General features: G+C 69.1%; 30 protein-coding genes. 11 read left to right on the top strand and 19 right to left on the bottom strand.

Annotated elements, in window-relative coordinates; translation table 11 throughout:
* The first annotated feature begins 10 nt into the window (after nt 1-10).
* The 5 genes from AC1DSA_RS13370 to AC1DSA_RS13350 all read left to right on the top strand — a co-directional run bounded on the left by AC1DSA_RS13370 (nt 11) and on the right by AC1DSA_RS13350 (nt 4,956).
* Complete coding sequence (locus AC1DSA_RS13370; protein WP_477889881.1) at nt 11-1,186, top strand: acyl-CoA dehydrogenase family protein; 1,176 nt, start codon at nt 11-13, stop codon at nt 1,184-1,186.
* A gap of 7 nt (nt 1,187-1,193) precedes the next feature.
* Nucleotides 1,194-3,065 (top strand): acetyl/propionyl/methylcrotonyl-CoA carboxylase subunit alpha, encoded by a 1,872-nt coding sequence (locus AC1DSA_RS13365; protein ID WP_477889980.1) that lies wholly within the window; start codon nt 1,194-1,196, stop codon nt 3,063-3,065.
* Complete coding sequence (locus AC1DSA_RS13360) at nt 3,062-4,222, top strand: acyl-CoA dehydrogenase family protein (protein ID WP_477889879.1); 1,161 nt, start codon at nt 3,062-3,064, stop codon at nt 4,220-4,222. The genes AC1DSA_RS13365 and AC1DSA_RS13360 overlap by 4 nt, the downstream gene beginning before the upstream one ends.
* Nucleotides 4,219-4,704, top strand: coding sequence for a thioesterase family protein (locus AC1DSA_RS13355; RefSeq protein WP_477889877.1), 486 nt, complete (start codon nt 4,219-4,221; stop codon nt 4,702-4,704). The genes AC1DSA_RS13360 and AC1DSA_RS13355 overlap by 4 nt, the downstream gene beginning before the upstream one ends.
* A gap of 105 nt (nt 4,705-4,809) precedes the next feature.
* Nucleotides 4,810-4,956 carry a hypothetical protein gene (locus AC1DSA_RS13350; RefSeq protein WP_477889875.1) on the top strand — a complete coding sequence of 49 codons (147 nt, stop codon included), beginning with the start codon at nt 4,810-4,812 and terminating at the stop codon, nt 4,954-4,956.
* A 51-nt stretch (nt 4,957-5,007) separates the two neighbouring features.
* On the opposite strand, the gene AC1DSA_RS13345 is transcribed toward AC1DSA_RS13350, so the two are convergent.
* Together AC1DSA_RS13345 and AC1DSA_RS13340 are read right to left on the bottom strand one after the other, a co-directional pair.
* Nucleotides 5,008-5,484 (bottom strand): hypothetical protein, encoded by a 477-nt coding sequence (locus AC1DSA_RS13345; RefSeq protein ID WP_477889873.1) that lies wholly within the window; start codon nt 5,482-5,484, stop codon nt 5,008-5,010.
* A 61-nt stretch (nt 5,485-5,545) separates the two neighbouring features.
* On the bottom strand, nt 5,546-6,328 hold the full coding sequence (locus AC1DSA_RS13340) for a metallophosphoesterase family protein (RefSeq protein WP_477889871.1): 783 nt from the start codon (nt 6,326-6,328) through the stop codon (nt 5,546-5,548).
* A 158-nt stretch (nt 6,329-6,486) separates the two neighbouring features.
* Between AC1DSA_RS13340 and AC1DSA_RS13335 the strand changes: the two genes are divergently transcribed.
* The gene (locus AC1DSA_RS13335; RefSeq protein ID WP_477889869.1) at nt 6,487-7,365 is read left to right on the top strand and encodes a nucleotidyltransferase; all 879 of its coding nucleotides are present in this window, start codon (nt 6,487-6,489) and stop codon (nt 7,363-7,365) included.
* Nucleotides 7,366-7,420: 55 nt separating this feature from the next.
* Here the strand turns inward: AC1DSA_RS13335 and AC1DSA_RS13330 are convergent, their stop codons facing one another.
* The 10 genes from AC1DSA_RS13330 to AC1DSA_RS13285 form a co-directional block, all read right to left on the bottom strand.
* Nucleotides 7,421-8,269: a hypothetical protein gene (locus tag AC1DSA_RS13330; protein WP_477889867.1), complete on the bottom strand. Its 849-nt coding sequence runs from the start codon at nt 8,267-8,269 to the stop codon at nt 7,421-7,423.
* A 56-nt stretch (nt 8,270-8,325) separates the two neighbouring features.
* Nucleotides 8,326-8,925, bottom strand: a complete 600-nt coding sequence (locus AC1DSA_RS13325; protein ID WP_477889865.1) for a YceI family protein — start codon at nt 8,923-8,925, stop codon at nt 8,326-8,328.
* A 201-nt stretch (nt 8,926-9,126) separates the two neighbouring features.
* Nucleotides 9,127-9,315 carry a hypothetical protein gene (locus tag AC1DSA_RS13320; RefSeq protein WP_477889863.1) on the bottom strand — a complete coding sequence of 63 codons (189 nt, stop codon included), beginning with the start codon at nt 9,313-9,315 and terminating at the stop codon, nt 9,127-9,129.
* Nucleotides 9,316-9,363: 48 nt separating this feature from the next.
* Nucleotides 9,364-9,765 (bottom strand): bacteriohemerythrin, encoded by a 402-nt coding sequence (locus AC1DSA_RS13315; RefSeq protein WP_477889861.1) that lies wholly within the window; start codon nt 9,763-9,765, stop codon nt 9,364-9,366.
* 140 nt (nt 9,766-9,905) lie between these two features.
* The gene (locus AC1DSA_RS13310; protein WP_477889859.1) at nt 9,906-10,301 is read right to left on the bottom strand and encodes a hypothetical protein; all 396 of its coding nucleotides are present in this window, start codon (nt 10,299-10,301) and stop codon (nt 9,906-9,908) included.
* Nucleotides 10,302-10,422: 121 nt separating this feature from the next.
* Entirely contained in the window at nt 10,423-10,620 is a 198-nt protein-coding gene (locus tag AC1DSA_RS13305) for a hypothetical protein (protein ID WP_477889857.1), read from the bottom strand.
* Nucleotides 10,620-10,790 carry a hypothetical protein gene (locus AC1DSA_RS13300; RefSeq protein WP_477889855.1) on the bottom strand — a complete coding sequence of 57 codons (171 nt, stop codon included), beginning with the start codon at nt 10,788-10,790 and terminating at the stop codon, nt 10,620-10,622. Before AC1DSA_RS13300 ends, AC1DSA_RS13305 begins: the two co-directional genes overlap by 1 nt.
* A 92-nt stretch (nt 10,791-10,882) precedes the next feature.
* Nucleotides 10,883-11,680 (bottom strand): hypothetical protein, encoded by a 798-nt coding sequence (locus AC1DSA_RS13295; RefSeq protein ID WP_477889853.1) that lies wholly within the window; start codon nt 11,678-11,680, stop codon nt 10,883-10,885.
* Nucleotides 11,681-11,915: 235 nt separating this feature from the next.
* On the bottom strand, nt 11,916-13,004 hold the full coding sequence (locus AC1DSA_RS13290; RefSeq protein ID WP_477889851.1) for an AI-2E family transporter: 1,089 nt from the start codon (nt 13,002-13,004) through the stop codon (nt 11,916-11,918).
* 198 nt (nt 13,005-13,202) lie between these two features.
* Complete coding sequence (locus AC1DSA_RS13285) at nt 13,203-14,213, bottom strand: LysR family transcriptional regulator (protein WP_477889849.1); 1,011 nt, start codon at nt 14,211-14,213, stop codon at nt 13,203-13,205.
* Between the two features lie 135 nt (nt 14,214-14,348).
* On the opposite strand from AC1DSA_RS13285, the gene AC1DSA_RS13280 reads away from it, so the two are divergent.
* Nucleotides 14,349-15,320, top strand: coding sequence for a Bug family tripartite tricarboxylate transporter substrate binding protein (locus AC1DSA_RS13280; protein WP_477889847.1), 972 nt, complete (start codon nt 14,349-14,351; stop codon nt 15,318-15,320).
* Nucleotides 15,321-15,389: 69 nt separating this feature from the next.
* Here the strand turns inward: AC1DSA_RS13280 and AC1DSA_RS13275 are convergent, their stop codons facing one another.
* From AC1DSA_RS13275 to AC1DSA_RS13250, 6 genes are read right to left on the bottom strand one after another with little or no spacing between them, the layout of a single operon-like run.
* Entirely contained in the window at nt 15,390-16,553 is a 1,164-nt protein-coding gene (locus AC1DSA_RS13275; protein ID WP_477889845.1) for an ABC transporter substrate-binding protein, read from the bottom strand.
* Nucleotides 16,554-16,583: 30 nt separating this feature from the next.
* Nucleotides 16,584-18,443 (bottom strand): AMP-dependent synthetase/ligase, encoded by a 1,860-nt coding sequence (locus tag AC1DSA_RS13270; RefSeq protein WP_477889843.1) that lies wholly within the window; start codon nt 18,441-18,443, stop codon nt 16,584-16,586.
* A 2-nt stretch (nt 18,444-18,445) separates the two neighbouring features.
* Nucleotides 18,446-19,243: an ABC transporter ATP-binding protein gene (locus AC1DSA_RS13265; RefSeq protein WP_477889841.1), complete on the bottom strand. Its 798-nt coding sequence runs from the start codon at nt 19,241-19,243 to the stop codon at nt 18,446-18,448.
* Nucleotides 19,240-20,094: an ABC transporter ATP-binding protein gene (locus tag AC1DSA_RS13260; protein WP_477889839.1), complete on the bottom strand. Its 855-nt coding sequence runs from the start codon at nt 20,092-20,094 to the stop codon at nt 19,240-19,242. Before AC1DSA_RS13260 ends, AC1DSA_RS13265 begins: the two co-directional genes overlap by 4 nt.
* Nucleotides 20,091-21,167, bottom strand: coding sequence for a branched-chain amino acid ABC transporter permease (locus AC1DSA_RS13255; RefSeq protein ID WP_477889837.1), 1,077 nt, complete (start codon nt 21,165-21,167; stop codon nt 20,091-20,093). Before AC1DSA_RS13255 ends, AC1DSA_RS13260 begins: the two co-directional genes overlap by 4 nt.
* Entirely contained in the window at nt 21,167-22,042 is an 876-nt protein-coding gene (locus AC1DSA_RS13250; protein WP_477889835.1) for a branched-chain amino acid ABC transporter permease, read from the bottom strand. The genes AC1DSA_RS13255 and AC1DSA_RS13250 overlap by 1 nt, the downstream gene beginning before the upstream one ends.
* 116 nt (nt 22,043-22,158) lie before the next feature.
* Between AC1DSA_RS13250 and AC1DSA_RS13245 the strand changes: the two genes are divergently transcribed.
* A complete protein-coding gene (locus tag AC1DSA_RS13245) occupies nt 22,159-22,959 on the top strand; it encodes a crotonase/enoyl-CoA hydratase family protein (RefSeq protein ID WP_477889833.1) in 801 nt (266 codons plus the stop codon).
* Here AC1DSA_RS13245 and AC1DSA_RS13240 read toward each other — a convergent pair.
* Nucleotides 22,956-23,378 carry an acyl-CoA thioesterase gene (locus tag AC1DSA_RS13240; protein WP_477889831.1) on the bottom strand — a complete coding sequence of 141 codons (423 nt, stop codon included), beginning with the start codon at nt 23,376-23,378 and terminating at the stop codon, nt 22,956-22,958. The two genes, AC1DSA_RS13245 and AC1DSA_RS13240, sit on opposite strands and share 4 nt — an antisense overlap.
* Before the next feature lie 38 nt (nt 23,379-23,416).
* Between AC1DSA_RS13240 and AC1DSA_RS13235 the strand changes: the two genes are divergently transcribed.
* From AC1DSA_RS13235 to AC1DSA_RS13225, 3 genes are read left to right on the top strand one after another with little or no spacing between them, the layout of a single operon-like run.
* The gene (locus AC1DSA_RS13235) at nt 23,417-25,261 is read left to right on the top strand and encodes an ABCB family ABC transporter ATP-binding protein/permease (RefSeq protein WP_477889829.1); all 1,845 of its coding nucleotides are present in this window, start codon (nt 23,417-23,419) and stop codon (nt 25,259-25,261) included.
* The gene (locus tag AC1DSA_RS13230; RefSeq protein ID WP_477889827.1) at nt 25,261-25,617 is read left to right on the top strand and encodes a hypothetical protein; all 357 of its coding nucleotides are present in this window, start codon (nt 25,261-25,263) and stop codon (nt 25,615-25,617) included. The genes AC1DSA_RS13235 and AC1DSA_RS13230 overlap by 1 nt, the downstream gene beginning before the upstream one ends.
* Before the next feature lie 4 nt (nt 25,618-25,621).
* Entirely contained in the window at nt 25,622-26,041 is a 420-nt protein-coding gene (locus AC1DSA_RS13225) for a GNAT family acetyltransferase (RefSeq protein ID WP_477889826.1), read from the top strand.
* Nucleotides 26,042-26,128 lie beyond the last annotated feature (87 nt).

Raw genomic sequence — 26,128 nt, 5'->3', positions numbered from 1 at the left:
GGAAGCCACCATGGACTACAGCCACGAACACCTCGAGATCCAGAAGACGCTGCAGCGCTTCATCGCCGAGGAGATCAATCCGCACGTCGACGAATGGGAAGAGGCGGAGATCTTCCCCGCGCACCAGGTGTTCAAGCGCCTGGGCCAGCTGGGCCTGCTGGGGCTGACCAAGCCGGAGGCCTACGGCGGCGCCGGCCTCGACTACTCGTACTCCATGGCGATGGCGGAGGCGCTGGGCCACATCGAGTGCGGCGGCGTGCCGATGGCGATCGGCGTGCAGACCGACATGGCGACGCCGGCGCTGGCGCGCTTCGGCAGCGAGGAACTCAAGCGCGAGTTCCTGGCGCCCGCGATCGCCGGCGACATGGTGGCCTGCATCGGAGTGAGCGAACCGGCCGCCGGCAGCGACGTCTCCGGAATCAAGAGCCGCGCGCGCAAGGATGGCGACGATTACGTGATCACCGGCCAGAAGATGTGGATCACCAACAGCCTGCAGGCCGACTGGATGTGCATGCTGGTCAACACCGGCGAGGGCCCGGTGCACAAGAACAAGAGCCTGGTGATCGTGCCCATGCGCGAGAAAGGCAAGCTGCGCCCCGGCATCGAGGTGGCGAAGAAGATCCGCAAGATCGGCATGAACAGCTCCGACACGGGGCTGATCTACTTCGACGAGGTGCGGGTGCCGCAGCGCTTTCGCATCGGCGCCGAGGGCCAGGGCTTCATCTACCAGATGCAGCAGTTCCAGGAAGAGCGCCTGTGGGCCGCGGCCAGCTGCCTGCAGTCGCTCACCAACTGCATCCAGTGGACGATCGAATGGGCGCAGGAGCGCAAGCTGTTCGGCGCGGCGCTGGCGGACCAGCAGTGGGTGCAGTTCAAGCTGGCCGAGATGAAGACCGAGGTGGAGTCGCTGCGCGCGCTCACCTACCGTGCCTGCGACCTGTACGTGCAGGGGCAGGACGTGCTGGAGCTCGCCTCCATGGCCAAGCTGAAGGCGGGCCGGCTGAACCGGCTGGTGCCGGACACCTGCCTGCAGTTCTGGGGCGGCATGGGCTTCACCTGGGAGAACAAGGTCTCGCGCATGTTCCGCGACGGCCGCCTGGCCTCCATCGGCGGCGGCGCCGACGAAGTGATGATGGGCATCCTGGCCAAGCTGATGGGCATCGCCAAGCGCCCGAACGCGCAGTGACATGAAGATCCGCCGCCTGCTCATCGCCAACCGCGGCGAGATCGCCCGCCGGATCATCCGCACGGCGCACCGCCTGGGCGTCGAGACGGTGGCGGTGTACTCGCAGGCCGACGCCCAGGCGCTGCACGTGCGCGAAGCCACCATGGCCGTCGCGCTGGGCGGCAACGCTTCGGCCGATTCCTACCTGCGCATGGACAAGCTGGTGACCGCGGCGCGCGGCTGCGGCGCCGACGCGGTGCACCCCGGGTACGGATTCCTCAGCGAGAACGCGGAATTCGCGCAGGCGGTGGAGGACGCCGGCCTGACCTGGATCGGCCCCACCGCGGAGGCCATCCGCATGCTGGGCAGCAAGGCGCGCGCGAAGCAGCTGGCGCAGGCGCGCGGCATTCCCTGCCTGCCCGGCTACCAGGGCGAGGACCAGTCGGAAGAGCGGCTGCTGGCGGAAGCGCAGGACATCGGCTTTCCGCTGATGGTCAAGGCCGCGGCGGGCGGCGGCGGCCGCGGCATGCGGCTCGTCGCCGAGCCGGAGCAGCTGCCCGCGGCGCTGCGCAGCGCGCGCTCGGAAGCCGAGTCCGCATTCGGTTCGGGCGAGCTGCTGCTGGAACGCGCGCTGCTGTCGCCCCGCCACGTCGAGGTGCAGGTGTTCGCGGACATGCACGGCAACTGCATCCACCTGGGCGAGCGCGATTGCTCGGTGCAGCGGCGCCACCAGAAGCTGATCGAGGAGACGCCCAGTCCCGCCGTCGACGACACCTTGCGCCAGGCCATGGGCAAGTGCGCCGTGGAGCTGGCGCGCGCCGCCGGCTACGTCGGCGCCGGAACCGTGGAGTTCCTGCTGGACGAGGATGGCGCCTTCTACCTGATGGAGATGAACACCCGGCTGCAGGTGGAGCATCCGGTCACCGAGATGGTGACCGGGCTGGACCTGGTGGCCTGGCAGCTGCGCATCGCCTGCGGCGAGCGGCTGCCCTGCCGCCAGTCCGAACTGCGCTTCGACGGCCATGCGATCGAGGTGCGCCTGTGTGCGGAGGACGAGCACTTCACGCCGCACACCGGCCGGCTGCTGCACTTCGTGCCGCCGCGCGAGGGGCCGGCGCTGCGCTTCGACCACGCGCTGTTCGAAGGACTCGAGGTGCCGCCGTACTACGACTCGATGCTGGGCAAGCTGGTGGTCCACGCCAGCACGCGCGCCCGCGCGATCGCCGGCCTCGCGGCCGCGCTCGACCGGCTGCAGGTGCTGGGCTTTCCCACCAACCGCCGCCTGCTCGCCACCTGCCTGCGCCATCCGGTGTTCGTCAGGGGCCAGGCGCGCATACCCTTCCTGGCCGAGCACGGCGACTCGATCCGCCGGCAGCTGGAGGAGGAGGAGTTCGGGGTCGCGGCGGAGGCCGCCTTCTCCGCGCTGCTGCCGCACGGCGCGGCGCCCGCGCTGGCCTCGCCGTTCGCACGGCCGGTGCGCATCGGCCACCGCAACGACGTGTTCGAAGTGCCGATGAGCGAATCCGAGGGCATCGCCGCCGGGCAGGCGCAGGTGGCCACGCTGGGCGCGGGGCGCTGGCACGTGCAGGTCGGGTCGGTGGACCTGTTCCTGCACGATGCCTCGTTCGAGCCGCCGGCCGGCAGCGCCGCCGCCGCCGGCGCCAACGAATTGCGCGTGCCCTTCAACGGCAAGGTGATCGCCGTGCACGCCCAGCCCGGCGCCGCGGTGAAGAAGGGCGAGACCCTGGTGGTGGTGGAGTCGATGAAGCTGGAGCACGCGCTGGCCGCCGGCCGCGACGGCACCGTGCTGAGCCTGCACGTGGCGGCGGGCCAGCAGGTCGCCACGTCGCAGGTGCTGGTCACCTTCGAGGCGGCATCCCTGGGAGCGGTTGCGCAGTGACCGCGGAACTGCAAGCCGACGTCGCGGCGCTGACCGACACCGTGCGCCGCTTCGCGCTGGAGCGGATCGCGCCGAACGCGCAGGCCTGGGATGTCGCCGGCGAGGTCCCGCGCGGGCTGTACCGCGAGGCCGCGCAGCTGGGCCTGCTCGGGCTCGGCTATCCGGAGGCCCTGGGCGGCACGCCGGCGCCGCATGCCCTGCGCAACGCCATGTCGGTGACGCTCGCGCGCCATGGCGGCAGCGGCGGCGTGATGGCCGCGCTGTTCTCGCACAACATCGGCCTGCCGCCGGTGCTGCGCCATGGCGCGCCGGCGCTGCAGCAGGAGTTGATCCCACCGGTGCTCCGCGGCGAGCAGATCGCGGCGCTGGCGATCACGGAGCCCGGCGGCGGCTCGGACGTGGCCAGCCTGCGCACGAAAGCCCGCCGGGACGGCGCCGACTACGTCATCGACGGCGAGAAGGCCTTCATCACCTCCGGCCTGCGCGCGGACTGGATCACCGTGGCCGTGCGCACCGGCGAGCCGGGAACGCGCGGCGCTTCCGGCATCTCGATGATCGTGGTGCCGGGCTCCGCGCCGGGCCTGTCGCGCACCCGGCTGGAGAAGATGGGCTGGCACGCCAGCGACACCGCGCTGCTGCGATTCGACGGCGTGCGGGTGCCGGCGCGCTACCTGGTGGGCGAGGAGGGCGCGGGCTTCCGGATGATCATGGGCAACTTCAACGGCGAGCGGCTGGCGATGTCGGCCATGGCGCTCGGCTTCGCGCAGGCCTGCTACGACGAGGCGCTCGCGTGGGCGCGGGAGCGCCAGGCCTTCGGCTCGGCGCTGGTCGAGAAGCAGGTGATCCGCCACAAGCTCATGGACATGCAGATGCGCATCCGCGCCACCGAGGCCTGGCTGCACGCCGCCACCGCCCTGGCCGACGAGGGCCGGCTGGAATCCGACCCGGAGTGCGTGGCGCAGGTCTGCCTGCTGAAGAACCAGAGCACGCAGGCGATGCAGTTCTGCGCCGACCAGTCCGTGCAGATCCTGGGCGGCATGGGCTACATGCGCGGCACGAAGAGCGAGCGCATCTACCGCGAGGTCAAGGTGATGATGATCGGTGGCGGCGCCGAGGAAATCATGAAGGACCTGGCAGCGCGACAATTGGGCCTATGACCCGCCATCCCCCCGCCGTCCCCGCCGCCTTCGAGGATGAGTTCGTCGCCGGCCTGCGTTCGATCTTCGAGGAAAGGATCGTGTTCAACCGCGTGCTGGGCCTCAGGATCGTCGAGCTGCGCCCGGACCGGGTGATCGGCCGCATCGCGATGAAGCCCGACCTGGTGGGCCACTACAGCTTCAACCGCTTGCACGGCGGCGTCATCAGCGCCGGACTGGACGCGATGGGCGGCCTTGCCGTGATGGCGGCCATCGGCGCGCGCCACATGGACGAGTTGCCGGCGCAGCGGCTGCATCGCTTTGGCAAGCTCGGCACGATCGACCTGCGCATCGACTACCTGCGGCCCGCCATCGGCGAGAGCTTCGAGCTGCGCGCCGAGGTGCTGCGGCTGGGCTCGCGCGTGGCCAGCACGCGCATGGAATTCCTGGGCGACGACGGGAAGCTGCTGTCGAGCGGCGCGGGCGCCTACATCATCTCCTGACCCGTGCGCCACCGCTGAGGCTCACCCAGCCCGGCCGCGTCGCAACGCCCCATGCGGCGCGTGCTGCCGCAATAATCGATACCCGCCATTCCAGTGGAGGTTTCCATGAGAACCCAACTGTTCCTCAGCATCCTGGCCGCGTTGGTGCTCACGATCACCGGTTGCGGCAAGAAGGATGAATCAGCGCCTGCGCCCGGCGCCACGACTACAACACCCGTGCCCGCACCGGCCGCTTCTGCAGCGAGCCGATGAAGAACGCCGCCACGGCGCTGTCAACGTACAGGGACCCGCTGGCGTGAGCGCTCAGGGCCGCGTGTCCTCCGGCACCCGCGTGTAGACGACGCGGTTGCGGTGGATGTGGTCCACGCCGACGAACTCGTTGCGCGTCTCGAACGCGATCTCGAAGGTGGCGAAAGGAACGTTCAGGCGCGACGGCGGGCTGCCGTCCACCAGCGTGTACTTGCGCTTGAGGTTGGTGCCGTCGTAGAGCCACGTGCCTTCGTGGACGTGCTCGACGACGGTGCCGGCCGGATCGACGCCGCGCACCGACTCGTGGAAGGCGCCGTCCGGCTGCAGGCGCAGCACGCGGCGCACGCGCACGTCGCGGCTGGTGTATTCGCGCAGCCAGGTGCCGGGCAGCAGGTCCCGGGTGTTCTCGCTGCGGCGAGCCGCCTGCGTGTCCGGTGTCGCATCGGGCCGCACGGCGTCGCAGGTGGCCAGCAGCGCGCCCACCGCCAGCGCGGTGACGCCCCAGAAGACCGGCGAGGCAGGCAAGGACATCGGCGCACTATCCCAGAGTCGGCCCGCACTTGCACGCCGGGCTGGCGCGCCCCTGCAGTCCTCACTTCACCTCTTGCGCGGCGGCCGGTTCGGCGGCTTCCTCCGGCTCGCGCACGACTTCGTACAGGCGGAACGGCGGCTGGTCCGGCAGCTTGCGCTGCAGCAGGGGCTTGGCGACGTTGAACACCGGCACGCCGGCGATGGTGGTGGATTCCAGCGAGCCGCGGTGCGCATGGCCGTGGAAGATCGCATCGACCGGGTAGCGCAGCAGCGGCTCCTCCAGGCGGCTGCTGCCCAGGAAGGGAAAGATCTCCAGCGGCTCGCCCTGGAGGGTGCCGGCCACCGGCGCGTAGTGCAGCAGCGCGATCTTGCGCGGCGTGCGCAGCTTGGCCAGCGCCGCTTCCAGCTTCATCGCCTCCTGCAGCGCCTCCTGCACGAACATCTTGATGGCGGGCTCGCCCCAGGCGCCCAGTGAGCCCCGGCCGAAGCCGCCGGCAAAGCCCTTGGTGCCCGCGATGCCCACGCCCTCGATCTCCACCGCCTCGCCGTCGAGCACACGCACGCCGGCGCGGGTGAGCGTCTCCGTCACCACCTCGGGCGTGCCGGACTCGTGGTCGTGGTTGCCCAGCACGGCGACGATTGGAATCTTCACGACCGCCAGCTCGTCGGCCAGCACCTGCGCTTCCTCCAGCGTGCCGTAGTCGGTCAGGTCGCCGCACAGCAGCAGCACGTCCGCCGCCTCGGCCGCCTGGGCGAAGAACGCGCGAAGGCTACCGGCCGCGTCCTTGGTGACGTGGAGGTCGCCGACGGCGGCGAAGCGGACACTGCGGGCGGGCTTGTGCATGACGGACGCGTTCTACTGGCTGAGGAACGCCCATGCTGCACCCGGCCCCGGGGGCGGGCTGTAGGCGGGCGCTGACGCTTTGTGCGGTTCCTCGTCCTTAGCGGCGATGGCGTCCCGGCCGAGAGGATTCCGCGGGGCCGCGACCTAATCTCCGGTGCATGTGCTCCACCATTCCTCTCGCACCTTCCCTCGAGGACGAGGTCGCTCCGGACACCGCCGCCTTCTACCGTCGCGCGCTGCGGTCGCTGGTGGACGCGGAGATCCCGTTCCTGGTCGGCGGCGCCTTCGCCCATGCCTGCTTCACCGGCATCCGCCGCTCCACCAAGGACCTGGACCTGTTCCTGCGGCGGCAGGACCTGGACCGCGTGCAGCAGGTGATGCAGGCGCAAGGCTGGCACACCGAACTCACCTACCCGCACTGGCTGGCCAAGGTCTACGCGGGCGAGGACTTCATCGACCTGATCTTCAACTCGGGCAACGGCCTGACGCCGGTGGACGACCGCTGGTTCCACGACAACGCCTGGGCCGACGTGCTGGGCGTGCCGGTGCGCGTGGCGAACATGGAGGACAGCATGCTGTCCAAGGCCTTCATCATGGAGCGCGAGCGCTACGACGGCGCCGACATCGCGCACCTGCTGCAGGCCAACGCCGAACGCATCGACTGGGGACGGCTGGTGGAACGCTTCGGCGCCCACTGGCGCGTGCTGCTCGCGCACCTGACGCTGTTCGGCTTCATCTACCCGGGGGAACGCCATCGCGTGCCGCCATGGGTGATGGAGTCCTTGATGGAGAAGCTGCAGGCCGAAGTCGCGCGGCCGCCCGCTCACGACCCGCGCGTGTGCGCCGGTACGCTGATCTCGCGCGAGCAGTACCTGCACGACGTGGAGCGGCTCGGCTACACCGACGGCCGCCTGACGCCGGCGAGCACCATGACGGAATCGGACGTGGCGATGTGGACCGCGGCGATACCCTCGCGCCAGGCCGGCACCGCGGGGGAAGAGGCCGCAGTGCCCGTGCCGCCGGCGCGCGCCGACTGAAAAAAAGGCCGCCTGTTGCACAGGCGGCCTCGCGAGGGGCGGGACTGGGGAGGGATCAGTACCCGCCGGTTTCCTGCATGGCCTTGACGGCGAGCGCCACCGTGACCAGCACGGGGATGGCGGTGAGCACCGCGGCCGGGATCCAGGGCAGGCCGCCTTCGCGGCTGCGGCGCACGACGCCGAGCACCGGGTCGATCAGCAGGCCGGCGCCCAGCAGCGCCACGTAGCCCAGCGAGAAGCCGGAATACAGGTGCGCGGCCGACAGCAGCGTGCCGAGCACGACCACCGCGGTTGCCGCCGCCGCGGGGGCGAACGGGGTGGCCAGGCGCGGCAGGGCGAACAGCGTGCAGGCGGCCAGCGTCATCGCCAGCGCGCCACTGAGCTGACCCATGGACTGGCTGGAATCCACCATCAGCGCCAGTCCGGTGCCGCCGGCGGCCACCATCAGCAGCAGCGGCCGGGTCGCGGCACCCTGGGCAGGGCGGGGGGAGAGCGTCCACAGCACCGCGAGCACGAGGCCGATCACCAGCGCGGACAGCACGGCCTTTTGCGGGCCGAGGCTGGCAACGGCGCCGGACACGAGCAGTCCGCCGATTCCCAGCGACACGACCGAGCGCACCGCGACGCGGGCCGCGGCAGCCGGCAGGCGCTCGACGGCGAACGCGGCGGCAGCGACCACCAGGGTGATCCACGGCAGCCAGTCGAGGGCGACCTTGGGCACCAGCGACCATTGCGCGCGCATGGTGAGGAAGTAGGAGGCGAGGAAGCCGGCGACCAGCGCCAGCAGCGCAGCCGGCGCCCGCAGGCGCGCGGCGCGCAGGGCCGCCAGCACGGCCAGCGCGACGCCCAGGGGCACCACCGCGCTTTGCAGCACCAGGGGCAGGAAGAACGAGGTCTCGGGCATGGGATGGCTCGGGTCAGCGGCGCGGCGCCGTCGGGGGACGGCGCCGCAGGCCAGGCTTACTGCTTGACGCCTTCGATGTTGATGCGCAGGTCCACTTCGTCGGTGGCCGCGCCCGGCACGCCGTAGCTCATGCCGAAGTCGGTGCGCTTGATGGTGCTGGTGGCGACGTAGCCGACGCGCTGCTCGCCCTTCATGCCCTTGCCGGCGCCGATCTGCTTCAACTGGAAGGTGACCGGCTTGGTCACGCCGCGCAGCGTCAGGTTGCCGGCGAGGGTGCCGGCGCCGTTGGGGTCCAGCTTCACGGCGGTGGAGCTGAAGGTCATGGTGGGGAACTGCACGGCGTTGAAGAAATCGGGGCTCTTCAGGTGCTTGTCCAGCGCTTCGACGTTGCTGTCGATGCTGTCGGTCTTGATGGTCACATTGACCTTGCTCTTCTCGGGCGTGTCGAGCACGAAGTCGCCGGCGATGTCGTTGAAGCGGGCGGAGAAGCGGCTGACGCCACCGAGGTGGCCGACTTCGAAGAAGGCGCCGGAGTGGGCGGCATCGACCTTGTAGGCGCCGGTGGGGGCGGGCGTGGCGGCGCCGAAGGACACGGCGGAGAGGGCCAGGCCGGCGGCGGCGATGGCGATGGAAACGGAGCGGCGGATGTGGTTCATGGCAGTCGTTGAAGGGGTGAGTGGTTCCAGCTCTCGACTGTAAAAACCGGGGGGCCGCTGGCATGTGCGTTTACGCACATGGGACCGTCGAAAGCCGCTTCGCCGGCGGATGGCAGTTGATCCAGATCAGGAAAATCGCGGGCTGGCGCGCGCGCGACCGGGTGTGGGCACGGTAACAGGAGGTGGGAAAGAGGCAGCCGGCTAGAACCGGAACTGCAGCGTCTCTTGCCGCCGTGGCGGTTCGCCGTAGGCTTCCTTGGCGCGGCGGATGCGTTCCAGGTCCTGCAGCAGGATCTCCAGCGCGGATTGCGCGCCGACGCCGCTGCGCCCGCGCGGCACGCGGTATTCGGGCGGCTTGACCTCGGGGTCGAGGAAGGGAATCGGATCCATGGCGAAGGCGATGACGCCCGCCATGTTAGCCCTCGCTGCGTGTCTTCGCTAGTGAACGCCTTGCTGGGCCAGGAAGGCGGCGTAGCCCTTGTCCGACCCGAGGATGTGCCGGGACAGCCAGTCGCACAGGAACTTGAGGGTGCTCACGGGCACGTCGCCCTTGCCGGACTTGAGCCGCTCGGCCAGCGCCTTCGCCTGGGCGGTGAGCTGGGCGTGTTCGTCCCGGTGCGCCGCGGCGCCCGGATAGCCGTACTGGGTGAACAGCCTTTCCTCGTGGGCGAAGTGCAGCACGGTGTAGTCCACCACCCGGTCGAGCACCTTGCCCACGACCTGGTCGGCCTGGCCTTCCTGCATGGCCACATAGAGTTCGTTGAGGAGGTCGAACAGCTTGCGGTGCTGCCGGTCGATCTCGGCGATTTCCACGCTGTAGCGCTGGTCCCATTCGATCATCGTTGCACTGCTCCTTGCATCGGCAAGGTAGCGCAAGGCTGGTGGCGAATTCTTGCGTCAGCGCAAGACTTGCGCGCGCGACAGGCGCGACATGCCGGGCGATGGGAAGGATGGGGCGGGCCAGGGCCCGGGTGCGCCGCTCAGGCGTGCTCGGAGACGGCGCCGGCGCGCGCCGCGGCAGTCTCTTCGTCGATCTCGGTCATGGTGAGGTGGTAAGTGGCCACCCACAGCACGAACTCCTGGGTCCCGCGCGCATAGGGATTCTGCGGCTCGGGCAGCTGGCCTCCCGCGGCGCGGCGGGCCGCCTGCTCGGCCTCGCGGCGGATGGCGTGGGCCCGTTCCGGCGTCATGGCGCCGTAGCGTTCCTGGCCGTCCTCGGACAGGTGCTGCGGCCGGGTCGCGTAGCCCGCCTGCCGGTAGCGCCGGCGACGTGCGCGCCGCATCGCGCCCCGGCGCACGGAGCGCCACAGCTGCACGCCCACGGCGATGGCCACGGTCATGCAGGCGAGGGCGATGAGTGCGTCGTTGCTGCTCATGGGGAGCAGTGGAGCACAGGCCTCTCCCTAGGGAAAGGTAGGCAATCGGCCTAATGTGACGGGCGGTATCCAAGCTCCACCAAAGGGAGGAGAAGGTTTCGGGAATAAATCGCGGACCGTCTCATTGGGGGTCGGAAGGCGGTCCTTTTTGGCATTCAAGCGCGGGCCAGGATGCCTCGCACGGCCGCGCCGCTGCGCCGTCGAGCTCCAGCACATCGAGCTGCGGAATGCGCCCATCCCGCACCACCTCCCGCCCCGCCACGAACAGGTAGCGCAGGTCCGCCGTGCCGCCGCTGGCCACCGGGTCGTCCTCCGTCATCAGGGCCGCAGCCGCATCGGCGTCGCCTGCAGCCAGGGCGTGAGGGTCGCGTTCAGGAATTCGACCTTGCGCGTGGTGTCCACGCAGGCGTCGGCATCGGTCGCTTCCAGGACGTCGCAGTCCTCCGCGGTGATCGCGGCGTCCAGGCTAGGAGCGACCGCGTGCTGCACTGTTCCTCTGTGTCGTTCCGGTACAGCCACTGCACCAGCATCATGCGGTCGTCGTCGACCGGCGTCGCGCCGATCTCCCCGGCGGACGTCGGCTACCAGTGGAACACCGCTGACACCATCGGCCCATTGAAGCTCAGGTCCTGCAGGGCGCTGCCGGACTTCATCTCGTAGCCGAGGTAGCGCCAGCTGCCGACGATGTCGCCCCAGGAGAAGGCGTAGCCGACTCCAGTCATCGCCTGCACCGTCCATTTGGACTCGCCGGCGCCGACGTCGATGTAATAAGGCATGAACCACTTGCCGTCCGCGCCCAGGGCCAGGCGGCCCTTGGCGCCGATGATCACGTCCCAGTTGTTCAGGGTGCTGCTGCGGGCGCCGGCACGGTCTGCAATGGCGACGGACCCGATGTTGCCGCCCAGCGTCCAGTCTGTCTTGGTTTCGATGTCGAGCAGGCGCGTGCCCCCGATCAGGTCGACGTGGTACTTGGGGGTGGTCGCGAGGCGGTAGGTGCCTGCGGCGGTCCACACCCATCCCTTGAGTCCGAAGTTCACGTTGGCGGACGCGCCCACCGGCAGGCCGACCTGACCGAGCTTCAGGTCCTGCGAGCCCGACTTGCCCGCGCTCATGTCCAGGTAGGCCACGTCGGTGAAGAACCCCCAGACGCCCTTGCGCGCCTCGAAGGACCCCATGAAGAAGGTTTCCAGGTTGTCCAGGATGCCGCCGCCGTCGACGCTGGCGGCGCTGCCGCCGCCGCTGGGTGGAAACACCGTCTGCGCCTTCACGGTGGGAACGAAGACATTGAGGGCGGCGCTGAACTGCCAACGGTCCGAAGACTGAGCGAACGCGGCCGAAGCGAAGAGCGCCGCGCAGGCGACAAGGGTGTTCCGGATCATGGTGGATGGACTGGTGAAAGGGGCGACGATAGGCGCATCGCGCCGCAGCCGCCATTGGACGAAGGTCCCATGGGCATGGGAAAGACGCCCTCGACGTCGGTGGGTGCAGCCCCTGAAGCTCAGCGCCCGATGCCGCAACCCCGCTGGATGGCGGCCATCACGCGTTCGCGGTTCTGGCGCGCGGTGCTGCGGGGGAGGACTTCGGGGCGCATCTGCGCGCGATCCTGGCAGCGCTTCAGGGCGGCGGCGGCGTAGTGGGTTCCTGGCGGACCGACGCGAGCATTTCCCAGCTGACCAGGAACACCGCGGCGATCACGGGCCCGATCACGAAGCCGTTGAGGCCGAACACCACGATGCCGCCCAGCGTGGCGACCAGCACCAGGTAGTCGGGCATGCGGGTGTCCTTGCCCACCAGCATGGGCCGCAGCAGGTTGTCCACCAGGCCGATCACGAGCGCGCCCCAGACGGTGAGGCCGATGCCCTGGACCAACTGGCCGTTCAAGAAGTAGTAGGCGGCGACCGGGCCCCACACCAGCACGGCGCCCACCGCCGGCAGCAGCGACAGCAGCGCCATCACGGCGCCCCACAGCACGGCAGCCGGCAGCCCCAGGAAGGCGAAGGCGACGGTGCCCAGCGCGCCCTGCACCAGCGCCACCACGATGTTGCCCTTGACGGTCGCGCGCACGACGGTGGCGAACTGCGTGAGCAGGCGGCGCGTGTGCTGCGGATGCAGGGGAATCGAGCGCGCGATCGACTGCGCCAGCCGCTCGCCGTCGCGGAACAGGAAGAACAGCAGGTACAGCATGGTGAAGAAGGCGACCACGAAGTCCAGCGTGACCTGGCCGATGCCCACCACCCGGCTGGTGACCACCTGGCCGCTGGCGCCGATCATGGCCATGATCTTCTGCTGCAGCAGCTGCAGGTCGCCCATGCCGAAGCGCTCCAGCATCGAGCGCGCCCAGATGGGCAGCGCCTCCAGCATGCGCTGGAAATAGCTGGAGAACTGCACCTCGCCCGAGCGCACCCGCGCCACCAGCAGCGAGGCCTCCTGGGTGATGGATCCCGCCAGCATTGCCAGCGGCAGGATCACGATGATCAGGATCACGGTGAGCGAGGCCGCGGCGGCCATGTTGGGGCTGTGGTGGCTGCCGCGCAGGAACCGCTGGTGCATCGGCCAGAACACGAGGGCGATGAAGACCGCCCAGCACACGGCACCGAAGAAGGGCCAGACGATCAGCACGAACAGCGCCGACGCGATCAGCACCAGGACCAGCAGCGACTTGAACTCGAGCTCCGGGCTCTTCAGCGGGTTGGGGGCACTCACCGGACGAGGGTACCAACAAAGCGCACCGGCGGGGGCGGGGAGCCGGGCCCGCGCCCAGGGCTGCGCGCTTGGCCTGCTTCCCCCGCGCCAGCCGCGGCAGCGCCGCGCGGATCTGGTCGTGGTAGGAGGACCATCGCGAAGATTCTGTCCTGGTTGACCAGCTTCTGCGCCGCCAGCGGCATCTCCCGCGCACGCGCTTCAGCGCGCACCCCGCACCGTCGCCGATGCCCGCCCGTAGCCGCGCAGGTGCCAGGCCGGCCGGTCCGTCGACAGGCGCGGGAAGGCGGCGTCGTCATGGGCATCCAGGTCGCGCAGGCACTGCAACGCGTAGTCGATGAACGCGCGCAGCTGCGGCGCGCGCCGGGCGCTGCCCTTGTAAAGCAGGTTCACGGGCGGGCCGCCCTGCACTTCCCAGTCCAGCAGCACCGGCACCAGCCGACCCGACTTCACGTGGTCGCGGGTGGTGAGTTCGGTGAAGCGTCCGACCCCATGCCCTCCGACCACCAGGTCCAGCACCGCTTCGCGCGCATTGCTGGACAGCCAGCCCCGCACCGGGACCTGGACCGTCGTGCCATCGCGGGTGAATTCCCAGAGGTCGAGCAGGATGCCCGCCGGGTTGCGCATCAGGAGGCAGGTGTAGCCGGCCAGGTCCGAGGGCTGCCGGGGCACGCCATGGACGGCCCAGTGGTCGGGGGCCGCCATGATCAGGCTGCGGGCGCCGCCCAGCTTGCGATGCACGTAGTCGGGCGGCACTTCGGGCCAGCCATGCAGCATCAGCACGTCCGCGGTCAGGGCGTCGGCGTCGCCGATGCGGTTCACGGTGCGGAAGTCGATCTCCACCTCCGGAAAGAGCGCGTGGAAGCGGGGCAGCGCAGGCAGCAGCACGTGGTGGGCGAGCTGCGGGTGCGCAGCCACGGCCAGCGTCCCGCTGGGCCGCCCGGCCGAGCCCCTGAGCCGGCGTTCGGCCTGTCCCAGTTCGTCGATTTCGGCCAGCAGGGGACGGCATCGGTCCAGGTATTCGCGGCCGCTGGGCGTCAGGCGCACCCCCCTTGCGCTGCGCTCCAGCAGGCTGACGCCCAGCGAGCGCTCGAGTGCCCCGACCAGTTTCTGCACCGCCGGCACGCTGATCTCCAGCCGCTGCGCGGCGCGCGCGAAGCTGCCGCCCTCCACCGATGCCACGAAGTAGTCGAGTGCCTTGAGCTTGTCCATCGGGCGGCCTTCCATCGGAGCGCCCGGAAGGCGCCACAACAAAATGTTAACGCTGGATGCAGCCCGCGACGGCTTTCCCGGCGCGTGCAGCCTTCCTACAGTCGGTTCCCTGCAACCCCGCCCGAGGCACCCGAGATGAACAAGCGCTCCTTCCTGCTCTCCGCGCTGTCGGCCGTCGCCGTCGGGGCGACCGACCGCCGCCCGGCGTCGGCGCAGACCGTTCCGGCTGGCCCGCCGCTGAAGATCGTGGTGGCCACGCCGGCCGGTGGCGCCTCCGACACCGCAGCGCGCCTGATCGCGCAGTCGCTGGCCAGGAGCCGCGGCCACCAGGTGACGGTGGAGAACCGGCCCGGCGGCAACGGCGTGCCGGCGGTGCTGGCCGTCCTGGCCGCGCCACCCGACGGCCAGACCCTGTTGTGGGCCATGTCGTCGATGACCGGCATGCCGCTGCTGGTGAAATCGGCGCCGGTGAAGTCCATGGGCGAATTCGTGCCCGTGGCCTCCGTCGTGAACGTGGTCTATGGGCTGTTCGTCAACCCGAAGGTGCCGGCCACCTCGGTGGCTGAATTCACCGCGTACCTGAAGGCCAACCCGGACCGTTTGAGCTACGGCACGGGCGTGCTCAGCGAATACATGGTGACGATGCACTACTTGCGCGCCGCCGGCCTCAAGGCGCTGCGCGTGCCCTACAAGGGTGGCGTCCAGCTCATGCCGGACCTGATCAGCGGCGAACTGCAGTTCAACATCGGCCCGCTGGCGGCGGCCTTGCCGCACGTGAAGAGCGGCAAGCTGCGGCTGCTGGCGACCCTGCCGGGACGCGGCGAAGTGGTGCCCGGCGTGCCCTCGCTGGCCGATGCCGGTGTCGCCACCGACACGCTGCCCACCTGGAACGGGCTGGTCGCGCCGCCGGGAACGCCGGCCGACGTGGCGGCCCGGATCGCGCAGGAGGTCGGGCGCGCGCTGGGCGACCCCACGATGCGCGCCGCGCTCGAATCCCAGGGCTTGCGCGTGGCGGGCGGCACGCCGCAGCAGATGGCCGAGGCCATCGACGCCGCCGCGACAACCTGGCGGCAGTTCGTGCGCGACTACGACATCCCGCAGGAGTGAGGATCGCGCCCAGGGCACCGCCAGGAAAAAGGGCCGCCCACAGGCGGCCTTCGTGCGCTCAGCGCATCCTTACTTTGCGTAGTCGCTCACCACCACCCACTTGCCGTCCTTGATCTGCGACAGGCGGGAGATGTCGTTGCCCAGCCGCTTGGTCGCGGTGTAGGTCGCCTTCGGGTTGCCGAACATGTCGGGCTCGAAGGTCATGGAATCCATCGCCTTGACGAAGCTGTCCGTGGTGAGGTTGGGGCCCGCCTTCTGCGCCGCCTTGATGAAGCTGTCGATGATCACGTAGCCGTACACCGAGAACACGGTGGGGTCCTCGTTGAACCTGGTCTTGTACTTGTTGGCCCAGAAGCGCATGGGCTGCGAGGCCTCGTCCAGGTACGGGTGCTGCACCGTCATGGTGGCGTACAGGCCGTCCATGGGCTTGCCGCCCAGCTTGTGGATCAGGTCGGTGTAGGCGGCGCTGGAACCCAGGAACACCGGGTTGAAGCCGGTCTTGCGCGCCTCGCCGATGGTGCCGATGGTCTCGCGGATGATGGTGCCCAGCACCACCAGTTCGCAGCCGGAGGACTTCATCTTGGCGACCTGCGAGGAGAAGTCGGTGGCGCCGCGCTTGTACGTGGTCTTCTCGGCCACCTCCATTCCGATGGTCTTGAGGCCGGCTTCGGCGCCGCGCTCCACTTCCAGCCCGAAGTCGTCGTCCTGGTAGATGGTGCAGACCTTCTTGACGTTCTTTTCCTTCACCATCTTCGGCAGCGCCAGCCGGATCTGGTCGAAGTAGGTGGCCGCGAAGGAGTACTTCAGCTTGTGCAGCGGCTCGTACATCTCGCGCGCCGCGGTGATCGGCATGAAGTTGACGATGTTCTTCTCGAACTGCACCGGCATGGAGGCCATGTTGGGGGCCGTGCCCAGGTGGCCGGCGATGATGAACACCTTGTCCTGGTTCACCAGCTTCTGCGCCGCCAGCACCGCCTTCTTGGGGTCGTAGCCGTCGTCCTCGGCCAGCAGCTTGAGCTTGCGGCCGTGCACGCTGCCCTGCTGTTCGTTCAGTTCGTCGATGCGCAGTTGCATGCCGTTGCGGGCCTGCTTGCCGTAGCCGGCGAGCGGACCGGAGAGGTCCTGGATGGTGCCGATCAAAATCGTGTCCTTGCTCACGCCCTGCTGCTGCGCAAGGGCGGGCACGCAGGCCAGGGCCAGGGTGGCCAGGGCGATGCTCGGGGTCAGTTTCATCAACGGTCTCCTTCGGTTTGGATGAAAAAATCAGGCGACGTACATCGCCTCGATCTGCGGCGCGTACTTCTGCTGCACCAGTTTTCGCTTGAGCTTCATGGTGGGCGTCAGCTCCTCGTCCTCGGCGGACAGCTGCGTGTCCAGCAGGAAGAACTTTTTGACCTGTTCGACCCGCGCGAACTTCCTGTTCACCCGGTCGAGCTCGCCCTGGATCAGCGCCTGCACTTCGGGCGCGCGCGTGAGGCTGGCGTAGTTGGAGAAAGGCACGTCGTTGTCCTGCGCGTACTTCTCCACGTTCTCCTGGTCGATCATCACGATCACCGTGAGGTAGGGACGCTTGTCGCCGATCACCACGGCGTCGGTGATGTAGGGCGAGAACTTCAGCTCGTTCTCGAACTCGCTGGGCGTGATGTTCTTGCCGCCGGCCGTGATGATGATGTCCTTCATGCGGTCGGTGATGCGGAAGAAGCCCTCCGCGTCCACGCCGCCGACGTCGCCGGTGCGCAGCCAGCCGTCGGCGGTGAAGGTCTCGGCCGTCTTCTCCGGCTGGTTCAGGTAGCCCATGAAGACGTTGGGTCCCTTCACCTGGATCTCGCCGGTGGCGGCATCGATGCGCACCTGGTTGTAGCTGGCGGCCGGGCCGATGGAGCCGGGCTTGATCCGGTCGAGCGGGATGCCGGTGGCGGCGCCGCAGGTCTCGGTCATGCCCCACACCTCCAGCATGGGCACGCCCAGCGCCAGGTACCACTTCACCAGCTCGGGCGAGATCGGCGCCGCGCCGGTGACCAGGAAGCGGCAGCGGTCGATGCCGATCATCTTGCGCACGTTGCCCAACACCAGCCGGTCGGCCAGCAGGTATTGCGCCTTGAGCGCGGCGCCCACCGGCTGGCCGGCCAGCACCTTGCCGGCGATGCGCGTGCCCACGCCGATCGCCCAGGCGTAGGCGGCCTGCTGCACGGTGCTGGCTTCCTTCAGGCCGATCATCACGCCCGAATAGAACTTCTCCCAGACGCGCGGCACCGCGGTGAACACGGTGGGCGCGATCTCACGCACGTTCTCCGGCACCGTCTCGGGGTTCTCCACGAAGTTCAGCTTCGAGCCCGTGTAGAGCGCGAAATACTCGCCCCCCAGCCGCTCGGCGATGTGGCACAGGGGCAGGAAGCACATGCGCTCGTCGTCCGGTCCGCCCGCGATCAGCGTGTTGTAGCCGCGCACGGTGTAGACCAGGCCGTGGTGCGAGTGCATCGCCCCCTTGGGCTTGCCCGTGGTGCCCGAGGTGTAGACCAGGATCGCGAGGTCCTCGGGCCGGACCTGCTGCACGCGCTGCATCACTTCGTCCGGGTGCTGCGCGTTGTACTCGCGCCCCAGGCGGCGCAGTTCGTCCAGGCTGGTCACCATGGGGTCACTCAGGTCGCGCAAGCCCTCCATGTCGAACACCACGATCTTCTTCAGCCCTGGCAGCTGCGCGCGCACTTCCAGCGCCTTGTCCAGCTGCTCGTCGTCCTCCACGAACAGGATGCTGGTGCGGGAGTCCTCGCACAGGTAGTGCACCTGCGACGCGGCATCGGTGGGGTAGATGCCGTTGGAGACGCCGCCGCAGGACAGCACCGCGAGGTCGGCCAGCACCCATTCGATGACGGTGTTCGACAGGATGGAGGCGGTGTCGTGCGGCGCGAAGCCCAGCGCCAGCAGGCCGCCCGCGATTTCGCGCACGGCGTCACCGGTCTGCCGCCAGCTCCAGCTGCGCCAGATGCCCAGCTCCTTCTGCCGCATCCAGACGTCGGCGCCCCGCTGCGCGACGCCGTTCCAGAACATCTGCGGGATGGTGTCGCCCGCGAGCACGATGCCCGTCGCGGGCCGGGTGTGGGTGAGGTCCCAGAGTCTGCGCATCGCTATCTCCAGTTCTTCTTCTTCTTCCAGCGCCGCTCGCCGCGCACGCCGGCTTCCTTCATGCCCAGGTAGAACTCCTTGATGTCTTCCTTCTCGCGCAGCCTGGCGCAGGTGTCTTCCATCACGATGCGCCCGTTCTCCAGCACGTAGCCGTAGTCCGAGGCATTCAGGGCCATGTTGGCGTTCTGTTCCACCAGCAGGATGGTGGTGCCGCGCTCGCGGTTGATGCGCACCACGATCTCGAAGATCTCCTTGGTCAGCTTGGGCGACAGGCCCAGGCTGGGTTCGTCCAGCAGGATCAGGTCGGGCGCGGCCATGATGGCGCGCGAGATCGACAGCATCTGCTGCTGGCCGCCGGACAGCAGCCCGGCGTCCTGCGCGGAGCGCTCCTGCAGGATGGGGAAGTAGTGGTAGACCGCCTCCATGTCGCGCGCCACGCCGTCGCGGTCGCGGCGGGTGTAGGCGCCCATCAGCAGGTTGTCGTGCACGGACAGCAGGGGGAACACCTCGCGGCCTTCGGGTACGTGCGACAGGCCCTGCTGCACGATGAACGCCGGATCGCGCGCCGTGATGTTCTCGCCCTTGAACTCCACGCTGCCCTTGCGCGGGTCGATGATTCCCGAGATGGTCTTGAGGATCGTGGTCTTGCCGGCGCCGTTGGAGCCGAGCACCGTGGCGATCTCGCCGCGCCGAACCTGCAGGCTGACGCCGCGGATCGCCTTGATCGGTCCGTAGGCGCTCTCCACGTTGGACAGCTTGAGCACCGGCAGGTCGCTCACGGCAGGAGGATTGGCGGTCATGCCGTTTCCTCCCTCCCCCGCTGGGGGAGGGCCGGGGTGGGGGCGCTCGGGTCGAGGTCCCCCCGACGCAGCGAGGAAACATCCTCGATCGACCCCAGGTAGGCCTCGATCACGCCCGGGTGCGTCTGCACTTCGCGCGGCGTGCCCATGGCGAGCACCTCGCCCTGGTTCATGGCCAGCACGCGGTCGGACACCTTGGACACCAGCGTCATGTCGTGCTCCACCATCAGCACGGTGATCCCCAGTTCCTGCTGGATGTCCTGGATCCAGAACGCCATGTCCTCCGTCTCCTCCACGTTGAGGCCGGAGGACGGCTCGTCGAGCAGCAGCAGCTTGGGCTCGGTGCACAGCGCCCGGGCCAGTTCCACCACCTTGCGCACGCCGTAGGGCAGGCCGGCCACCATCGAGTCGCGGTGGTGCTGCAGCTCCAGCAGGTCGATCACCTGCTCCACCTTCTCGCGGGCGGCGATCTCGGCGGCGCGGGTCCTGGCGGTGAAGAACATGTCGGCGAACAGGCCGGTGCGGCGGTGCGTGTGGCGGCCGATCAGCAGGTTGTGCAGCACCGAGGCGTGCTCGAACAGCTCGATGTTCTGGAAGGTGCGGGCGATGCCCAGCGAGGCGATGCGGTGCGGCGGCTGTGCGGTGAGCGGCTGGCCTTCGAATGAAATCGTGCCCGTGGTCGGGTTGTAGATGCGGCTGATCAGGTTGAACACCGTGGTCTTGCCGGCGCCGTTGGGGCCGATCAGCGTGAACACCTCGCCGCGCCGCACGTCGAAGCTCACGTTGTTGACCGCCAGCACGCCGCCGAAGCGCACGCTGAGGTTGCTGGCCGAAAGGAGCACGTCGTTCATCTGAGCCTGTCGGATTTCTGGAAGGCCTTCTGCCGCTTGAACAGGCCCTTGCGATAGAACGGGAACAGCTGCAGGTAGGTGCGCACCTTGAGCCAGCGGCCGTACAGGCCCAGCGGTTCGAACAGCACGAAGGCGATCAGCACGGCCCCGTAGATCACGGCCTTCAGGCCCGGCGCCTGGCCGATGGCTTGCGGCAGATAGTCCTTCACCGCGCCGATCGCCTGCGGCAAGCCGATCAGGAAGATCGCGCCCAGGAAGGCGCCGTGGATGGAGCCCAACCCGCCGATGACCACCATCAGCAACAGGTCGATCGACTGGATGATGTTGAACTGGTCGGGCGAGAGGAAGCGGATCTGGTGCGCATAGAGCGCACCGCCGATGCCCGCCAGCGCCGCCGAGATCGCGAAGCTCAAGGTCTTGTAGCGCGCCAGGTGGATGCCCATGCTCTGCGCGGAGATCTCGGAATCGCGGATCGCGACGAAGGCGCGTCCGGTCGGCGAGCGCAGCAGGTTCAGGCAGGCCAGCGTGGCGACCACCGCGACCACCAGGCACACGAAGTAGAAGGACGCGCCCGTGTCGGCGGTCCAGCCGAACATCTTCACGGCGCCCACCGTCTTGCCCGCGTTGCCGCCGGTGACGCTTTCCCAGCGCGCGAACACCTCCTCGACGATGAAGCCGAAGGACAGCGTGGCGATGCCCAGGTAGATGCCCTTGACCCGCAGCGCCGGCAGCCCGACCACGATGCCCACCGCCGCCGACAGCGCGGCGCCCACCGCCAGCGCCAGCGGGAAGGGCCAGCCCATGCCGGTGAGCACGGCCTGCGCATAGGCGCCGACGCCGAAGAAGGCGGCATGGCCGATGGAGAACAGGCCGGTGAAGCCGGCCAGCAGCATCAGCCCCAGGCCCACGATGCCGTAGATCAGGATGAAGGTGAGCTGCGCCAGCAGGTATTCCGGCAGCAGCACCGGCGCGGCCAGCAGCAGCACCAGCAGCAGCCCGTACCAGAACAGGTGGCCGCCGTGCCTGGCCAGGCGGATGTCCTGCGCGTAGTCGGTCTTGAACAGGAACCGCATCAGACTTTCTTCCGCAGCTTCTCGCCGAACAGCCCGTTGGGCAGCACGACCAGCATCACCAGCACCACGATGTAGGCAGCGATGTCCTTGAAACCCTCCGGCAGGTAGAAGCCCGAGAGCGACTCCACCACGCCGATGATCAGGCCACCGACGATCGCGCCGGGCAGGCTGCCGAAGCCGCCGACCACCGCGGCCGGAAAGGCCTTCAGCCCGATGAATCCCATGTTGGCGTGCACGAACGTGATCGGCGCCAGCAGCAGGCCCGCCACCGCCGCGACCGCCGCGGCGAGGCCCCACACCAGGCTGTTCAGGCGCTTGACCGGGATGCCCATGTAGTAGGCCGCCAGCTGGTTCTGCGACGCGGCCTGCATCGCGATGCCGACCTTGCTGTAGCGGAAGACCGTGAACAGCAGGGCGCACAGCACCGCCGTGGCGGCGATCACCACCATCTGCTCCACGTTCAGCACCAGCCCGCCCGCGTTCCACACCTGGTCCTTGTAGGGCACGGGCAGCGTGTGGGTTTCGGTGCCGATGCCGGGGATCATCGTGATCAGCCCGCGCGCGACGTAGCCGATGCCGATGGTGAGCATCACGATGGAGAAGGCCGGCTGGCCCAGGATGGGGCGGATGACGAGCGTTTCCAGCAGCAGGCCGAACAGGGCCATGGCGGCGATGGAACTGAGCACCGCGACCCAGAAGGGAAAGCCCATCATCGTCATCGCGGCGAGCCCGAAGAACGCGCCGAGCATCATCAGCTCGCCCTGCGCGAAGCTCACCGTCTCGGTCGCCTTGTAGATCAGGACGAACCCCAACGCGATCAGCCCGTAGATGCAGCCCTGTGCGACGCCGCTGATCACCAATTGCAGGAATTGCACTCGGATCCTCTTGTCTGGTGGCGCCTTGTTATAGCGGCGACCGTGCGCCGCACACAGAGGGTTCGCCCGGAGACTGTCGCGCAGCGGACCGCACCACGCTGGTGTGTAATGACCGCATGAACCCCTCGGTGCATGTGGAACGACTCGGTGCGGTCACCGTGGTCACGCTCGACCGCGCGCAGGTGCGCAACGCCGTCGACAAGGACACCGCGCAGGCCCTGTACGAGGCCTTCGTCAGCTTCGACGAAGACGCCCAGGCGAGCGTCGCGGTGTTCCACGGCGCCAACGGCCACTTCTGCGCCGGCTGGGACCTGCAGTACGGCGCGCGCATGGCGCAGCAGGCCGGTGGCGGCGCGGTGCTGGCCGACCTGGACTTCGCGCCGGCCGATGCGCGGCCGGCCGGCCCGATGGGGCCGTCACGCCTGCTGCTGTCCAAGCCGGTGATCGCCGCCGTCAGCGGGGCCGCGGTGGCCGGCGGCATGGAACTGGCGCTGTGGTGCGACCTGCGCGTGCTGGAAGAGGACGCCTACTTCGGCGTGTACTGCCGCCGCTTCGGCGTGCCGCTGATCGATGGCGGCACGGTGCGGCTGCCGCGGCTGGTGGGCCTGGGGCACGCCATGGACCTGATCCTCACCGGCCGCAAGGTGGAGGCGGCGGAGGCCCTGGCGATGGGGCTCGCGAACCGCGTCGTGCCGCACGGCCAGGCGCGCGAAGCCGCCATCGCGCTGGCGCAGCAGCTGGCGAAATTCCCGCAGGAGACGATGCGCGCCGACCGGATGAATGCCTACGAGCAGTGGGGCAAGGACCTGCCGCAGGCCCTGCACGGCGAGTGGGAGCGCAGCAAGGCGCGCATCGCCGACGGCCTGCAGGGCGCCGGCCGCTTCGCCGCGGGCGAAGGGCGGCACGGCAGGTTCTAGGGCTTCTTGATCGGCTGCGGCCGGCCGTTCTCGTCGATGGCCACGTAGGTCAGCAGGGCTTCCGTCACCTTCACGTAGTCGCCCTGGGCGCGGAAGCTTTCCGCGAACACCTCGACGTCCACGGTGATCGAGGTGTTGCCGATTCGCGTGACGGACGAGTAGAAGCTCAGGATGTCACCCACCCGCACCGGCTCCTTGAAGACGAATTCCTTCACCGCCACGGTGGCCATGCGGCCGCGGATGATGCGCGCCGGGATCACCGAGCCGGCCAGGTCGACCTGGGCCATGACCCAGCCGCCGAAGATGTCGCCGTTGCCGTTGGTGTCCGCCGGCATGGGGATCACCTTGAGCACCAGCTCCTTGTCGGTGGGCGGGGCGGCGGGGCCGTGGCCCGCGGCAGCACTTTGTTTTTCGGACATGGGCACAATCTGAAGCCAACACCCACGGATTGTCCCCCATGCGCCGCGGCGCCGAACTCAGCTCCTCCATTCCCCTTCCCGGCACCGGTCCGGCGCAGCCGCGCTCGGACTGGAGCACCCTGAAGCGCCTGTTCCCCTACCTCTGGGACTACAAGTGGCGGGCGCTGGCCGCGCTGGCCTTCATGGTGGCCGCCAAGGTGGCCAACGTCGGCGTGCCGCTGCTGCTGAAGACCCTGATCGACGCGATGAACATCAAGGTGGGGGATCCGGCGGCGCTGCTGGTGGTCCCGATCGGCCTGCTGGTCGGCTACGGCCTGCTGCGGCTGTCGACGTCGCTGTTCACCGAACTGCGCGACCTGGTGTTTTCCAAGGCGACGCAGGGCGCCGCGCGCAGCATCGCGCTGGAGACCTTCCGCCACCTGCACGCACTGTCGCTGCGCTTCCACCTGGAGCGCCAGACGGGGGGCATGACGCGCGACATCGAGCGCGGCGTGCGCGGCATCGAGTCGCTGATCTCGTACTCCCTCTACAGCATCGTGCCGACGCTGATCGAGGTGGCCATGGTGCTGACCATCCTGGCMGTGAAGTTCGATGTCTGGTTCGCCTGGATCACGATCGCGGCGCTGGTGGTCTACATCGTCTTCACCGTCAGCATCACCGAGTGGCGCACCAAGTTCCGGCGCGAGGCCAACGAGTTCGATTCGGCCGCGCACACCAAGGCGGTCGATTCGCTGCTGAACTACGAGACGGTCAAGTACTTCAACAACGAGGAATTCGAGGCCGCCCGCTACGACGTGAGCCTGCAGCGGCTGCGCCGCGCGCGCCTGAAGGCGCAGACCACGCTGTCCATGCTCAACACCGGGCAGCAGCTGATCATCGCCATCGGCCTGGTCGCCATGCTGTGGCGCGCGACCACCGGCGTGGTGGAGGGGCGCATGACGCTGGGCGACCTGGTGATGATCAACGCCTACATGATCCAGCTGTACATCCCGCTCAATTTCCTGGGCGTGCTGTACCGCGAGATCAAGCAGAGCCTGACCGACCTGGACAAGATGTTCACGCTGATGGAAAAGGAGCGCGAGGTGGCGGATGCGCCGGGCGCCCAGCCGCTGCGCGGCGGCGAGTGGACGGTCCGCTTCGAGCACGTCACCTTCTCCTACGAGCCCGGCCGCACCATCCTGCACGACGTGAGCTTCGAGATCCCGGCGGGCAAGACGGTGGCGGTGGTCGGGCCGTCGGGTTCCGGCAAGTCCACGTTGGCGCGCCTGCTGTACCGGTTCTACGACGTGCAGCAGGGGCGCATCACCATCGCCGGCCAGGACGTGCGCGCCGTCACGCAGGGCAGCGTGCGCCAGGCGATCGGCATCGTGCCGCAGGACACGGTGCTGTTCAACGACACCGTCGAATACAACATCGCCTACGGCCGCACCGGCGCCTCGCGCGCCGAGGTGGAGGAGGCGGCCCGGGCCGCACGCATCCACGACTTCATCGCGTCCACGCCCAAGGGTTACCAGACCATGGTCGGCGAACGCGGGCTCAAGCTCTCGGGCGGCGAGAAGCAGCGGGTGGCGATCGCGCGCACGCTGCTGAAGAATCCGCCGATCCTGATCTTCGACGAGGCGACCTCGGCCCTGGACAGCGCCAACGAGCGGGCGATCCAGGCGGAGATCCGCAGCGCCGCGCAGAACAAGACCACGCTGGTGGTCGCGCACCGGCTGTCCACGGTGGTGGATGCGCACGAGATCCTGGTGATGGAACTGGGCCGCATCATCGAGCGCGGCACGCACCAGCAGCTGCTGGCCCGCAACGGACGCTACGCCGACATGTGGGCCCTGCAGCAGAGCGCCGAGGGCGAGGCCTTCGCCGAAGTGATCGGCATGTGATGGCGCAGGGGGCGGCCGACGGCGACTTCGCCGAGTACATCGCGCACGAGGACTTCCGCGCCGGCCTGCCGGCCGGGCACTTCCGCGTCGTCGTCGATCCCAAGCTCGCGCGCCGCTACGTCGCGCAGCGGCTGATGCTCATCGTGGTGGTCATCCCCGTCATCGGCGTCGGCCTGGCCCTGGCGCTGACCGGGCGCACCTGGCCCGGCGCGATGCTGGTGGCCGCCGGGGTGCTGCTGAACCGGGTGGTGATGTGGCAGGCGCCCAGGATCCTGCTGCACATGGCGCAGCGCGACGCCGCCGTGTACGCGCACGCGACGCAGAACGGCATCCTGGAAGTGCGGCGGGCCCGGTAGCACCATGGAGATCCGGCCCTTCCGCGAAGCCGACGAGGCGCAGGTGGTCGCCCTCTGGCAGGCCTGCGGCCTCACCCGGCCGTGGAACGATCCGCACAAGGACATCGCCCGCAAGCTGCAGGTGCAGCGCGAGCTGTTCCTGGTGGCCGAGGACGACGGCCGCATCGTCGCCAGCGTGATGGCGGGCTACGAGGGCCACCGGGGCTGGGTGAACTACCTGGCGGTGGCCACGGCCCACCGGCGCGGCGGCCTCGGCGCGCGGCTCATGCGGCAGGTGGAAGACCTGCTGCTGGCACGCGGCTGCCCCAAGCTGAGCCTGCTGGTGCGCACCAGCAATGCCGATGTCCTCGCCTTCTACCGCGCACTCGGCTACGCCCAGGACGACGCCATTCCTCTCGGCAAGCGGCTGATCCCGGACCACTGACCGGGGCAGCCGAGCGCGCTGCTGTGGCATTGAACGTGGCGCGTGCCGGACGCGGTACGCTCGCCGCACCGACAACGGGAGGACAAG

Source organism: Ramlibacter sp. P4_H7, assembly GCF_056400765.1.
This window is presented reverse-complemented; position numbering and strand designations above follow the sequence as displayed.